This is a genomic window from Rhodococcus sp. NPDC060086 (assembly GCF_042730275.1).
Classification (GTDB): Bacteria; Actinomycetota; Actinomycetes; order Mycobacteriales; family Mycobacteriaceae; genus Rhodococcus.
The window spans coordinates 38,336-51,251 of sequence record NZ_JBHWWZ010000012.1 but is presented as its reverse complement, the minus strand read 5'-3'; the positions used below and the strand labels follow the sequence as shown (position 1 = coordinate 51,251).

The window sequence follows — 12,916 nt, the reverse complement described above, 5'->3', positions numbered from 1 at the left end:
GCCTGCCGCTAGCGGACTGCGTGATGCAGCACGGTGATGCCGCCGGCGAGGTTGCGCCACCGTACATCGCGCCACCCCGCAGCCTCGATGCGCTGGGCGAGATCTTCCTGCGCGGGCCACGCCCGGATCGATTCGGCCAGGTAGACATATGCGTCGGGGTTGCTACTCACCAGCCGGGCAACGCCAGGAAGCGCCCGCATGACCACTTCCATGTAGATCGTGCTCAGGGGCTCGTGCACGGGCGTGGAGAACTCGCAGATCACGAGTCGACCACCGGGCTTCGTCACACGCGCGATCTCGCGCAGCGCCGCATCGGTGTCGGCGACGTTGCGCAGGCCGAACGAGATCGTGGCAGCGTCGAACACGGCGTCGGCGAACGGCAGGCTCATCGCATCGCCCGCAACCATGGGCACCTTCCGGAACTCACCGGCGTGGAGCATGCCCTTGGAGAAGTCCGTCGCGACGACCCACGCACCGGACCGCCCGAGTTCGACCGTCGAGACCCCGGTTCCGGCAGCGAGGTCGAGCACCCGCTCCCCCGGTTCGAGATCGAGCGCCGAACGAGTGGCGCGACGCCACTCCCGGTCCAGCCCGAACGTCAGCACCGTGTTGGTCAGGTCGTAACGCGCTGCGACGCCGTCGAACATGGACGCGACCTCGCGCGGCTCCTTGTCGAGAAATGCGCGCGAACCGTGAGTTTTTGCCACGGTCGAAACGTTACCTTCCCGACGCGCGCGCCCTTCCCTGAGACCGCCCACCACTACGCGGTGTGGGGAAGCCGGACAGGAGTACCGCCTTGCACATCCTCGTAGTGACCGAGAAGTTGGTCACAGATCACCGGCCAGGTACGACCGAGCACGCTTCGACGTGCTGCACGGCCGAACTCCGACCGCAGTCGCGCATCGGCGAGCGCACCGAGCGCACCGGGCAATAGTTCGGCGAACCGGTCGGTGGCCAGCCGGTACCCGTTACGGCAATGCGCGACCAGATCCCGGGGCCCGCCCGCGTCGGGTACCACGGTCGGCAGGCCGCTGGCCTGCGCCTCCTGCACCGCCTGACAGAACGTCTCGTGCTCGCCCGGATGGACGAAGACATCGAGACAGGCATAGGCGCGAGCCAGGTCGTCCCCGTCCAACTGCCCGGTGAACACCGCCTGCGGCATCAATGCCTCGAGCCGTGCTCGTTCGGGTCCGTCCCCGACCACGACAAGACGGAAGACACCGCCCTGCGCGACGGAAGCGAGTCGCTCGACGTGCTTCTCCGGTGCGAGTCGACCGACGAACCCGACGATCGGCCGCCCGTCCGGCGACCACTGCGCACGAAGCGCGTCATCCCTCTTCGACGGCGCAAACCGATCGATGTCGACACCGCGTCCCCACCGGTGAACACGAGGAACACCGTGGGACACGAGAGCATCGACGGCCGACAACGACGGGGCAAGAGTTCGGTCACACCCCCTGTGGAGGCGTCTCGTCCACCGCCACGACGCGCGAGCCGCGACCCCGAGTCCGTAACTCTCCGCAAACCCCGCGACGTCGGTCTGGTAGATCGCAACGGTCGGCACGAGCATCCGCTTCGCCGCCGCGAGGCCACCGGCACCGAGAAAGAACGGTGACGCAAGGTGGACCACATCGGGACCGAAGGCCCGCAGTGTGTCGACCATGTCGAACTGGGGCACCCCGACCGGCAGCGAACTGATCTTCGGCACTCGCACCGCGGGGACCCGATGCACGGCAACACCGAGATGCTCGGTCGGGGCAGGAGCACATCCCGCAACGGTGTCCGGTGCGACGACGATCGCGTCGTGCCCTGTCCGATCGAGGTGCTCGAGGACTCGCAACACCGAGTTGGTGACGCCGTTGACATTCGGGAGGAAGGATTCCGCGACGATGGCTACTCGCACCACGCCACCATGGAGGGTCCATCGGTCGATGAGGTGCGCTGGAGTTGACAAGCCGACGAAGACGAAGCGAACGTTTCGCACTCGGACGGCTTCAGCGCTCAGATGAGGGGCAACGGCTCCGTCGCCGTTCGAGAGAACCGCCGCAGGTACACGAGAAGTCCACCGGCGATCACCCAGGTGGCGACGATCACCGAGCCTGCGGGCACGAGTGCGATACGCGCATCCCGTCCGGTCACACGCACCAGATCCGGATCGCTGCGCGCGTACTCGACGGCTATGCGTTGCCCGGAGGTGAGATCCGTGGGGTAGAGCACACCGAGTTCGGGATTGTGGGTCACACCATCCGGAGTGACGAAACTCACCGCAGATCGGAGTGACCCTGCCGACAGCACTTCGGCTGTGGCGGTGCCCATGTCGGATCGGATCGTGTGGTCGTTGCGCCACGCACCGAGCACCAGGACCACCGCCAGCGCGGAGATTCCGATTGCGATGGCCAGAACGCTCCACCGCGCACGCGCCAGTGCCACATTCCCAGCGGTCACATTCTCACCCGTCACATTCCCACCCGCTGCGCTCCCACCCGTCACATTCCCACCCGCTGCGCTCCCACCCGTCACATTCCCACCCGCTGCGCTCCCACCCGGAGACTCGGAATCCGTCTTCACAGCTGCGACCGCACCGCAGCGTGCAGCTCTCGCAGCCCGGCACGATCGGTGGTGACCTCGACGACCCGGATTCCACCGGAGGGCGGCGTGACATCCGCCAGGGCAATCGCCAAGCCGTGGAGGTCCACACGGCTGTGCGGAACTCGATATGCCGCGCACAACGCCGCAAGGTCCATCCCGTGAGGGGTGCCGAACACGCGCTCGAACACACCCGCGTACTGGGGATCGCCCTGCTCGAGGAGTTCGAAGATTCCACCGCCGTCGTCGTTGGCGACGATGATCGTGAGGTCGCGTGGTCGTGGTTCCGGTGTGCCGACCAACAGGCCCGAAGCATCGTGCAGGAAGGTGAGGTCGCCCATCAGCGCGATGGTGCGTCCCTCCTCGTAGGCGAGCGCTGCGCCCACCGCCGTCGACACCGTCCCGTCGATACCTGCGACACCGCGATTGGACAGCACTTTCACGCCCGGCTTCGGATAACTCACGAGTGCTGCGTCGCGTACCGGGTTGGAGGCGCCGAACAACATCTGGTCGCCCTCACGCAGCGCGTCCGTCACCACCGCCGCGACATGCAGACCGGTCGCGTCGGGGTGCGCGTCGAGCTGGGTCCGCACCGCTTTGTCGGTGTGTGCGGACAACTGGCGGCACCGCTCGAGCCACGCCTCGTCCGGTACGCCGGAAACCATCGCGCGGGTACCCGTGGCGAGAACATTTCCTGAGACGTCGGGCCAACGTGGGCCGGTGGTCAGCGCGTATACCGCGACGTTCGGGTCGGCGAGCAGCCGCGACACCGGTCTGTGCAGGGTGGGCCTGCCCGTGATGATGGCCTGCTTCGGTGCAATCTGCGTCAGCGCGAGGGGGTGGAGCGGAAGCCCGTGCAACGGTGCGGTCGGCTCTGCGACGGTCGGCAGGCCGGCGAGTTCGGGCCTGAAGGCCGAGCCGTGCCCGGACACCACGACGGTGTCGGGGGTGATGTCGATCTCCACGGGCACATCGAGTGTCGCGTACGCGGTCGTGGTCCAGGCCTCGCCGTGGGCCCGACCCTCAGGCACCGCGCCTTGTGGGCCGGCATCGGGCACCAGCGGTTCCCGCAGCGGGATGTCGAAGTGCACGGGGCCAGCGTTGCCGGACCGGGTGCCGCGAGCAGCTGCCAGAACACGGCTGACCGCCGAGCGCCACTGACTGTTCTGCTCGATCCCCTCAGCGAGGCCGAGGCTGATCGTCGCCCGGACCTGACTGCCGAACAGTCCGAGTTGCTCGACGGTCTGGTTCGCACCCGATCCGAGCATCTCGTACGGCCGATTGGCGGAGAGCACGACGAGGGGAATCCGAGCGTAGTTCGCTTCGAGGACTGCGGGGCCGAGGTTCGCCACGGCGGTGCCGGAGGTCATGACAACCGGCACCGGATGTCCGGATGCGAGCGACAGACCGAGCGCGAGGAAGCCCGCGGTCCGCTCGTCGATGCGCATGTGCAGCCGCACACGGCCGGCGTTGTCGGCGGCCTGAAGTGCAAAGGCGAGCGGTGCATTGCGCGAACCCGGACACAACACCACGTCCCGGACGCCGCCCCGGGCAAGTTCGTCGACGACAGCGGTGGCCTGAGCGGTGGACGGGTTCACGACCTCCAGGGTAGTGCGGGCCGCGCGGCGACCCGGGCGCAACCCGGACCCGGACACCGAGGGGACATCCCTGCGCGCGCAACCGAGAATGGTGTGATGCGTACCGTCTTCGACCCCTCCGACCTCAGCGCCGGACGGTTCTATCGCCTGCTCACCGCCACAATCGTGCCTCGTCCTATCGCGTGGGTGTCGACGGTGTCTGCGGACGGCATCGCGAATGTGGCTCCGTACAGCTTCTTCACTGTGGCGAGCACCTCACCTCCGATCGTGCAGTTCACCTCGGTGGGGAGGAAGGACAGTCTTCGCAATATCGAGGAGACCGGCGAATTCGTCATCAACGTCGCGTCGGTGCCGTTGATGGACAAGGTGAACGCGTCGTCGGCGGCATTCGCGCACGACGTCGACGAGTTCGCAGCGGTGGGGCTTCACGCGGAGGCGAGCGAGCGGGTGCGTCCGCCACGGGTCGCGCAGTCGCCCGCGTCGATCGAATGCACTCTGCATCGGGTGATCGAGGTGGGCGATTCGTTCGTCGTAATGGGCGATGTGGTCGCGGTGACCGCTCGACCGGAGGTGCTCGCCGAGGACGGTGCACCAGATTTCGCGCTCCTCGCACCCGCGAGCAGGCTCGGACGGATCGAGTGGGGCCTCACGCCCGAGGTTCGGAACATCGACAGGCCCGGTTCCTGACCCGAAGTTGCCGGACTCCCGAAGTTGCCGGCCCGGAAACGAACCGGTGCCGTGGCGGATCCGAGGATCTGCCACGGCACCGGGCCGAAGAGCTGTTCGTCCTAGGCTGCGTGCTTCTGGATGAGGGCACCCAGACGCGGCAGAGCCTCGACGACGTGCTTCTGAGCTGAACCGCGGAGCGACTCGTAGACCTTCTTGACGGCGGCCTTGTCGGAGCCCGCGATCTTGTCGTCGGTCACGCCGAGCAGCGCGTTGGCGACCTCGTCGCCGCGTGCGGTGAGGTATTCGGCGAACGAACCGTTGCCTGCGAAGTCGGCCCAGAAGGGCTGAAGCCGCTCGACGAAGTCGGGCAGCAGGCCTTCGACCGCGCCCGGCACGATCGACGGGCCGACCTTCTTCACCGTGGCGTATCCGCCCTTGAGTGCGAGGCCCGACGCGCCCTTCTTGTCCGACACCTCAGCGTCGATGAGTGCGAGGACGTCGCTCTGGACCGCCGGGAGTTTATCGGCGCCGAGCAGGGCATCACCGAGAGCTGCAACCACTTCCATGCCTCCGTTTTGTGAAGAATGTGACTGTTGGGACGCCCGAACGATATACGACGACGCACACCATGCCTATTCCGCAGTCACGTAAGGAGCGCATGGCATCGGCGCACTCGATCGAGCCACCACCGTTCCCGTTCCTCGTCGACGCGCACGGCATCGAGTCCTGGCCGGCTCGGCGCCACCCTACCGACCGGCAGAGTGCCGTTCGACATGCCCCGCGCAGCCGCCACATCCGCAGTGAAGAAGCCGCCCGTACCGAGTCCACACGCGAACGGAAGGTCGGGCAGCGCAGCCGCCGCCGCGAGTCCGGCACCCATCCCCACGGACGAATCGAGGGCGCTCGACACGACCACCGGAACGTCGTGCTCGGCAAGCTCTCCGGCCAGTGTGAGCAGGCGGCGTATGCCTCCGAGCGGGGCAACCTTGACGATCGCCACGTCTGCCCCACCGGCGCGAACGACACGCATCGGATCCTCGGCCCGCCTGATGCTCTCGTCGGCCGCTATCCGGACACCACCCGGAATCCTGTTCTGTAGCCTGCGCCGGACCTCGACGAGTTCGGGCACCGTCGCGCAGGGTTGTTCGGCGTATTCGAGGGGGGCCTCGGCGGCCAGTGCGGTCAGGGCCGTCACCGCATCGTCGACGCTCCACCCGCCGTTGGCGTCGACCCGCACGTGGGGCACCAGTTCGCGCACGGCACGCACCCGTGCGAGATCCTGCGCAAGATCCTGACCGCGTTCCGCGACCTTCACTTTCGCCGTGCGCGCTCCCGGAAACCTCGCCAGAACTCCCGGGACCTGCTCCGGGTCCACGGCCGGCACCGTCGCGTTGACGGGTATATGCGAACGCAGGGGTTCGGGGTCCTCGAGCCACGCCGATTCGAGCGCGGAGCGGAGCCATTCGGCAGCCTCGGCGTCGGCGTATTCGGGGAACGGCCCGAACTCTCCCCATCCGGCCGGGCCCTCGACGAGGACGACCTCCCGCTCGGTGATGCCCCGGAACCGCACCCGCATCGGGAGCGAGACGACCACCGCGGTGGCCAGCACCTCGTCGAGCGGTGGGATCTCCTCGGTCCCGTACGAGGTCACGGCTGTCCTGGAAGCAATTCGATCATCAACGCTTCGGAGTCGGCGAGAACCGTGCCGTCCAGATCCTGCAGTTCGGCGCTGCAGAACGCCTTCCGTCCGTCGACGCTGTCCACGCGACCCTCGACGACGAGCTCGTCCCACAGCGGCGTGATCTTGCGGTAGTTGACGTGCAGGTAGCCGGTGCGGGCGATCGGCCGTCCGGACGCGTGGATGACCATCCCGAAAAGGTCGTCGAACAGCAACGGAAGGGTGCCACCGTGCACAGCTCCGTTACCTCCGAGGTGGTAGCGGCGGAAGTGGCCTCGTTCGCGTACACCGTCGGCATCGAACTTCTCGATGGTCCACGGTGGCAACAGCAGGCTGCCGCGTCCGGGGAGGTCCACGTTGAATCCGGCGGGCGACTTCCCTTCTCCCACCTTGTAGGACTCGAGCATGTCACCGAGCGCTTCGGCCTGCGCAATCGCCTGGTCGACGACTTCGTCGGGTGCGTGCGTGGAGACCGCCAGATCCTGCAGGCGACGGAACGCGTCGACGAAGCGGCCGAAGTTCGGTCCCGCCTTCACCGGCTCGTAGACGGGGAAACCGCCGTGATGCTCGTGCGTGTCGTCGCCGGTGCGGTCGTTCAGCTCGCTCATGATCCTGCACGTTATCCGGCCGACGTGCGCGCCGGGAGCCGACCCGGCCTTAAGGTGACGACGTGACCTTCACTCCTGAACTGTGGCGCCCCGTTGCGGGGTTCGAGAACCTCACCGACATCACCTACCACCGTCATGTCACGCAGGGCACTGTCCGCGTCGCATTCGATCGGCCTGAGGTGCGCAATGCGTTCCGTCCGCACACCGTCGACGAACTGTATGCCGTGCTCGACCACGCACGCACCACATCCGACGTGGGTGTGGTGCTGCTGACCGGCAACGGCCCGAGCGCCAAGGACGGCGGCTGGGCGTTCTGCTCGGGCGGCGACCAGCGCATTCGCGGACGTAGCGGCTACCAGTACGCCACCGGCGAGACCGCCGACACCGTCGACAAGGCCCGCGCGGGCCGGTTGCACATCCTCGAGGTGCAGCGTCTCATCCGGATGATGCCGAAGGTGGTGATCGCGCTCGTCAACGGCTGGGCCGCAGGCGGCGGGCACAGCCTGCACGTGACGTGCGACCTCACGCTGGCGTCGCGCGAGCATGCCCGTTTCAAGCAGACCGATGCCGACGTGGGCAGCTTCGACGGCGGCTACGGAAGTGCATACCTCGCCAAGATGGTCGGCCAGAAGTTCGCCCGCGAGATCTTCTTCCTCGGCGACACGTACACCGCCGAGGACATGCACCACATGGGCGCGGTCAACCGGGTCGTCGACCACGACGAGCTGGAGAACGTCGCTATCGAGTGGTCCGAGAAGATCAACGGGAAGTCGCCGCAGGCGCAGCGGATGCTCAAGTACGCATTCAACCTGCAGGACGACGGTCTCGTCGGCCAGCAGTTGTTCGCGGGCGAAGCCACCCGCCTGGCATACATGACCGACGAAGCGGTCGAGGGTCGCGACGCCTTTCTCGAGAAGCGTGACCCCGACTGGTCGCCGTACCCGCACTACTACTGATCGAACGCGTGCGCTGACAGTCTGCGCACGCGAAGTTCACGCACAGTCGTAGCAGTACGGGGCCTCCCCCGACGACGATGCTCTCCGATGGTCGTGGTGCACGAGAAAGCAGCGGGTGCAGGTGAATTCGTCCGCCTGCTTCGGCACCACGGGCACAGCGAGTTCTTCGTCGGACAGGTCGGCGCCCGGCAGATCCGGCGATTCGGTGACCTCGGCTTCGTCGGCGTCGGGGAGGCCCGTCGGCTTCAGTGCGAGTTCGTCGAGCGCTGTGCCGGAGCCGCCGAGTTCGTTGGTGCGGCGTACGTCATAATCGGTGGTCATCACAGTCTCCTGGTCCGTGCGGGGCATTGTTGTCCCGCCCCGAGGCCGGGGCGTGTCGGTGCACGTACGGCACCTGTGTGCAGGGGTGTCCCGTCTCGCGCACTTCCAAACCTCGTGCACTTTCAAACCTCGCGGCGACACCGAATCCACTACGACATTCCGCGCTCCACGGTCAGCGCCCCACTCTGATCTCGTCGACCCGCAGATCCTCGTACCGTTCGGCTTCGACGTTCCACACCGTCAGGGTGCTTCCGCGCAAGACCGCACTGTGGAACAGCCCGTCGCGGTCGCCCGCCGTGATGTGCACGGGTCGCCCCGACGCGAGATGCAGAAGCGACGTCTGGTCCCCTCGTCCCCGCAGTGCGGTGAAGAATTGGTAAATGTTGTGCGACCGCACGACCGGCTCTTGCCCGGTAGTAGCGAGCAGGTGTCGGGCCTGCTGCTCGGGATCCGCGTCCGGGACCCGGCGGGATGCGCTGCCGACAAGATCGGATGCCGTACCGGGCGAGACGGGACCGGTGTCGCTGCGGGTCGTCGGCTCGACCGGAGCCGACCTCACCGTCACAGTGCCGTCCGCGGCACGCAGCACGGGCGCGTAACCGGCTCCACGCAGGGCCGCGAGAGTCGTCTGCGCATCGCTACGCGACGCGACCACGGTCGGGGCAAGAGCCGACAGGCCGACCTTGACCAAGGCACGATTTCCGATCACCTCGAGCAGCAGCGTCGGATCGTCGGCCACGATCGCGCATCCGAACTCGACCACACCGACTTGCCCGTGTGTACGGGCAACATCGCTGATCAGATACTCGAGGCCTTGTGGCAGGTCGGACTGCGCGACCGCTGCAAGTCGATCGACCACCTCTTCAGCGGTGGCCCCTCGATCGAACGCCGCCCGAATACTGCCCGGAGAAAACCTCCAGGTGGTGGCCGCACCACGCGACTCCCGGTCTGCGACACCGTCGAGGAGTCGCGCGAGGTCTGTTGCCGGTGGTCCGAACACAACGGCCGTCAGGTCCGCACCGAATACAGCGCTGGTGTGCGCCTCAGCGAAGAGGGCGTCGACAGCCTCATCGACACGATCGGCGAGCAACGCACGCGCCAATGGCGTCGCGGTTCCCAGCGCAAGCACTCCGAGCAGCGACGCTTCCCTCATGACGGGGGTGACGAGAGCAGTGAAAATGTCCGGGTCCACGAGCGGATTACGCCACTTCACCGCCGCAATCACCTGCTCGACATCTACTCCGTGACCGGCCGGGAGTTCGCAGTGGAGCTGCAGCACGTCATGTCGCAGATGACGGTAGACCGATGTGTCGCCCAGCTCGCCGACGAGTTTGCGTTCGGTCAGGGCAGAGTCATCCGATTCCCACCACCGCTGTAGCACCGACACGCCTTGGATGCCGGGCTGCGCGGCACGCCAGGCAGAGGCGGCGGGGCCGGGTTCGAGGCCCGGCGACGGTAGCGACGGCGGCGCCTTACGACTGCGGGTCTTCGGCGCGGCAGGAGGAGCTGCCGGGGCCAGTACGCCGATATCGATTGCCGATGCGAGCGCCAAGGAGACCTCGTCGACGTCGGCGCTCCAGTCCTTGGCGATTCCGCGCAGCGTACGCACTCCCACGGTCCCCGACTTCAACAGTGGAATCTGCTGATCCGCGAGGTCCAGAAGCGCCGAGATCCGCTCGATCTGCCGCAGCAGATGTGCGACGGCTTCCGTATCGGAGTGATCCGCGGGCACGGGCCGCCCCTCGACCGGTGGCTGCTCGGGATGGAACGGCAACCGCCACTGCGATCCCCGCAATGCCAGTGTCACCTCCAGCGGCATGACGGCAACCCCGTCGTACGGTGCATGCCACATCAATCCGGCCGAAACCGCCCATTCGCCCGGTCTGCTCGGCGCATTCCTCCGCGCGCCTGCCAGCGATCCGAACATGATCCGGAAGTACTCGAGCGGCGAACCTGTCGCTGCGCACTCGGCCAGCAATGCTTGTTCCTCTGCCGGCGCCGACTCGACGAGCCGACGTACCGCATCGGAGTCCCGGAAGAACGACACGAATCGTTCCACCAGTTCCGTCTTACGTCCGCTCGCCGCAAGGCCGAGCGTCTTCGCAAGTGCCTGGAGCTGCGCCACCGTCGCGTCGTCGAGGTTTTCTCGGATCGGGCGCCCGAGTGGTTCCGCGAGAACCGGAAACTCCGCCGCGGTGTCGATGACGCCGGTCGGGCCGGTCCATGCGAGTGCGACGTCACGAAGGTCGGCAAGGATGTCGGTGATCATCGTCGGATCGGCGTCCAGCCACCGCGCCGTGCTCTCGACCGTCTGCGACTGTTCCAACCGTCGTTGCAGCGTGAGTGCGCCGAGTACCTCGAGGTACGGCAGCGGGAGCCGCCGATACGCGGTCACGATCGACTCCGTGCTGCCGAGCCTGGCAGTCACCTCCGTGAGGTGCGCAGGCCAGGGCAGGTCCAGGACATCCGGGCGTCGACGCAGGACAGTGGCGAGAGCCACCTCGTCGAGCGACTCCACGTATGCGCGCAAAGTTTCCGAGCCGTCCATCGTCATGCCCGAGAGGGTATCGGCCGGATCGCGGCGCCCAATCGCAACGGGTTTCTGGACGCGGTGGGAATCGGGTTCGCGTCATCCGATGTGATGACCTCCGCGTCCTCCCCCTGCCCGACGCGCGCACACGGTGTCCTGCGCGAGGGTCGACGACATGGCCACCACCCACACTGCTGCACCGTCCCGCGCTCGGATCGCTGCGCTCGACGTCGCGCGCGGAATCGCGATTCTGGGCACACTCGGTACGAACATCTGGATCTTCACCGATCCCGCCGGGATCGTCGGCTATCTCGAGACGGCGGGATCGGATCCGTGGCCGCAGCGCATCCTGATGCAGCTCGCGCAGGGCAAGTTCCTGGGGCTTCTCAGTTTGATGTTCGGGGTGGGACTCGCGATCCAGGCCGCATCGGCTCGGCGAGCGGGACGGGCATGGCCCGGGAACTACCGGACCCGGGCGTTCCTGCTGTTCGTCGACGGGCTCGTGCACTACTTCCTCGTCGCCGAGTTCGACGTGCTGATGGGCTACGCGGTGGTGTCGATGCTCGTGTGCGGCGTGGTGGTGTCCTCACATCGCACCCGGATGTGGATTGCAGGCACCGCTGCCGTCGTGCACATGCTGCTCGTGACCACAGTCGTGGTCGCGCTTGCCGCAACCCCCGCCTCGGAGGGCTCCTCCAGCGAGCCGACGGACATCTTCGCGACCGGTAGCTGGTGGGACCTGGTGGTGTTCCGTACCGAGAATCTGCTTGCCTTCCGTGCCGAGATGATCATCGTGGTGCCGCTGACCATCGTGATGTTCCTCGCCGGTGCCGCCCTGTTCGATGCGGGCGTCTTCGATGAACGCGGCGCTCGCCTACGCCGCAAGCTCATGGTGACCGGAGGCATCGCCGCACCCGTCGACATCGCTGTGGGTCTGTTCGGTGGCAGCGCAGGTCTGTTCGCGTCCCGCTACGCAATCGCGCCGTTCGTGGCCGTCGGACTGTTGGCGCTGATCGCGCAGTGGTATTCGACTCGCGACCGCGTCGGCACCCTCGGCGGATGGCTGCAGGGCATCGGCAAGACTGCGCTGAGCTGCTACCTCCTGCAGAACGTCATCGCGTCGGTGATCTGCTACGGCTGGGGATTCGGCCTTGCCGCGCGGATCGACCCCACGTACCGGACGCAGTTCACCGTCGCGGTGTACCTCGCGGTGTGCGCGATCCTCGTCGCCGCGAGCCGGCTGTGGCTACGGAGGTTCCGGCAGGGGCCGGTCGAGTGGCTGTGGAAGGCGTCGTTCGACCTGCTCACCCGTGGCGGTTCCGACCGGCCGGAGACGGACCCTCAGCGCGCCGGGTCGGGCACACTCCATGCGTGACCGATCGCGAGCGGCCCGATTTCTCGCACACCGGACCGCAGGACGGATAGACACAGCGAAGATGAGGCCATGAAGATGAGGCCATGGAGATCCTGAGCAGCCGGACGATCCTTCGCCCCCGCGATTACGACGCCACACTGCAGTTCTACGGACGGACACTGGGGCTTGCCATCGCCCGGGAGTATCCGGGTGGCACCGTGTTCTTTGCAGGCCAGGGACTGATCGAGATCGCTGCGCACGGCGGACGCGACGACGCGCAGAGCTTCCACGGAGCACTGTGGTTACAGGTACGGGACGTGTACGCCGCGCAGAACGAGCTCGCCGAGGCAGGTATCCCGATCACCCGGGCAGCCCGGCAGGAGCCGTGGGGGCTGCACGAGATGTGGATCGACGACCCGGACGGGATCCCCCTGGTTCTGGTGCAGATTCCGCCGGATCATCCGATCCGGCGCGACCTCCGCTGAACCCGCCGCGGTGACATTGCACACGGTCCGCGCCTGCCACCTCCCGTTCGAGTGCGAATCCTCCCGAAGAGAGGCGTGGGCAACCTCCCAGTAGCTGTACATTCACCGCCCGTTTACCCCACAATCGGAAG

General features: G+C 67.0%; 13 protein-coding genes. 4 read left to right on the top strand and 9 right to left on the bottom strand.

All coding sequences use genetic code 11. The features are described 5' to 3' along the window. Window positions 1-8: 8 nt before the first annotated feature. The 4 genes from ACFWB0_RS10045 to menD form a co-directional block, all read right to left on the bottom strand. Window positions 9-707: a demethylmenaquinone methyltransferase gene (locus ACFWB0_RS10045; RefSeq protein WP_378490295.1), complete on the bottom strand. Its 699-nt coding sequence runs from the start codon at window positions 705-707 to the stop codon at window positions 9-11. A gap of 53 nt (window positions 708-760) precedes the next feature. Then, window positions 761-1,903 carry a glycosyltransferase family 4 protein gene (locus ACFWB0_RS10040; protein ID WP_378490294.1) on the bottom strand — a complete coding sequence of 381 codons (1,143 nt, stop codon included), beginning with the start codon at window positions 1,901-1,903 and terminating at the stop codon, window positions 761-763. A 98-nt stretch (window positions 1,904-2,001) separates the two neighbouring features. Beyond that, window positions 2,002-2,445 carry a DUF3592 domain-containing protein gene (locus tag ACFWB0_RS10035; protein WP_378490293.1) on the bottom strand — a complete coding sequence of 148 codons (444 nt, stop codon included), beginning with the start codon at window positions 2,443-2,445 and terminating at the stop codon, window positions 2,002-2,004. A 119-nt stretch (window positions 2,446-2,564) separates the two neighbouring features. Next, on the bottom strand, window positions 2,565-4,184 hold the full coding sequence (gene menD, locus ACFWB0_RS10030; protein ID WP_378490292.1) for a 2-succinyl-5-enolpyruvyl-6-hydroxy-3-cyclohexene-1-carboxylic-acid synthase: 1,620 nt from the start codon (window positions 4,182-4,184) through the stop codon (window positions 2,565-2,567). A gap of 96 nt (window positions 4,185-4,280) precedes the next feature. On the opposite strand from menD, the gene ACFWB0_RS10025 reads away from it, so the two are divergent. After that, window positions 4,281-4,871 carry a flavin reductase family protein gene (locus ACFWB0_RS10025; RefSeq protein WP_378490291.1) on the top strand — a complete coding sequence of 197 codons (591 nt, stop codon included), beginning with the start codon at window positions 4,281-4,283 and terminating at the stop codon, window positions 4,869-4,871. A 101-nt stretch (window positions 4,872-4,972) separates the two neighbouring features. Here the strand turns inward: ACFWB0_RS10025 and ACFWB0_RS10020 are convergent, their stop codons facing one another. From ACFWB0_RS10020 to ACFWB0_RS10010, 3 genes are all read right to left on the bottom strand, one after another. After that, entirely contained in the window at window positions 4,973-5,413 is a 441-nt protein-coding gene (locus tag ACFWB0_RS10020) for a DUF6918 family protein (protein WP_378490350.1), read from the bottom strand. 83 nt (window positions 5,414-5,496) lie between these two features. After that, the gene (locus tag ACFWB0_RS10015; RefSeq protein ID WP_378490290.1) at window positions 5,497-6,504 is read right to left on the bottom strand and encodes an o-succinylbenzoate synthase; all 1,008 of its coding nucleotides are present in this window, start codon (window positions 6,502-6,504) and stop codon (window positions 5,497-5,499) included. After that, entirely contained in the window at window positions 6,501-7,139 is a 639-nt protein-coding gene (locus ACFWB0_RS10010; protein ID WP_378490289.1) for a PaaI family thioesterase, read from the bottom strand. Before ACFWB0_RS10010 ends, ACFWB0_RS10015 begins: the two co-directional genes overlap by 4 nt. 62 nt (window positions 7,140-7,201) lie before the next feature. Between ACFWB0_RS10010 and ACFWB0_RS10005 the strand changes: the two genes are divergently transcribed. After that, window positions 7,202-8,095 carry a 1,4-dihydroxy-2-naphthoyl-CoA synthase gene (locus ACFWB0_RS10005; RefSeq protein WP_378490288.1) on the top strand — a complete coding sequence of 298 codons (894 nt, stop codon included), beginning with the start codon at window positions 7,202-7,204 and terminating at the stop codon, window positions 8,093-8,095. Between the two features lie 36 nt (window positions 8,096-8,131). Here the strand turns inward: ACFWB0_RS10005 and ACFWB0_RS10000 are convergent, their stop codons facing one another. Continuing rightward, entirely contained in the window at window positions 8,132-8,416 is a 285-nt protein-coding gene (locus tag ACFWB0_RS10000; RefSeq protein ID WP_378490287.1) for a DUF4193 domain-containing protein, read from the bottom strand. Window positions 8,417-8,588: 172 nt separating this feature from the next. After that, window positions 8,589-10,970, bottom strand: coding sequence for a helicase-associated domain-containing protein (locus ACFWB0_RS09995; RefSeq protein ID WP_378490286.1), 2,382 nt, complete (start codon window positions 10,968-10,970; stop codon window positions 8,589-8,591). Between the two features lie 151 nt (window positions 10,971-11,121). Here ACFWB0_RS09995 and ACFWB0_RS09990 point away from each other — a divergent pair, with 151 nt between their 5' ends. Then, complete coding sequence (locus ACFWB0_RS09990) at window positions 11,122-12,321, top strand: DUF418 domain-containing protein (protein WP_378490285.1); 1,200 nt, start codon at window positions 11,122-11,124, stop codon at window positions 12,319-12,321. A gap of 83 nt (window positions 12,322-12,404) precedes the next feature. Next, window positions 12,405-12,785, top strand: coding sequence for a VOC family protein (locus ACFWB0_RS09985; RefSeq protein ID WP_378490284.1), 381 nt, complete (start codon window positions 12,405-12,407; stop codon window positions 12,783-12,785). Window positions 12,786-12,916: the final 131 nt, after the last annotated feature.

Coding starts and splice junctions, on each gene's coding strand:
- ACFWB0_RS10025 (WP_378490291.1), top strand. CDS start 4,281: ATGCGTACCGTCTTCGACCCCTCCGACCTCAGCGCCGGACGGTTCTAT.
- ACFWB0_RS10010 (WP_378490289.1), bottom strand. CDS start 7,139: ATGAGCGAGCTGAACGACCGCACCGGCGACGACACGCACGAGCATCAC.
- ACFWB0_RS10000 (WP_378490287.1), bottom strand. CDS start 8,416: ATGACCACCGATTATGACGTACGCCGCACCAACGAACTCGGCGGCTCC.
- ACFWB0_RS09995 (WP_378490286.1), bottom strand. CDS start 10,970: ATGACGATGGACGGCTCGGAAACTTTGCGCGCATACGTGGAGTCGCTC.
- ACFWB0_RS09990 (WP_378490285.1), top strand. CDS start 11,122: ATGGCCACCACCCACACTGCTGCACCGTCCCGCGCTCGGATCGCTGCG.
- ACFWB0_RS09985 (WP_378490284.1), top strand. CDS start 12,405: ATGGAGATCCTGAGCAGCCGGACGATCCTTCGCCCCCGCGATTACGAC.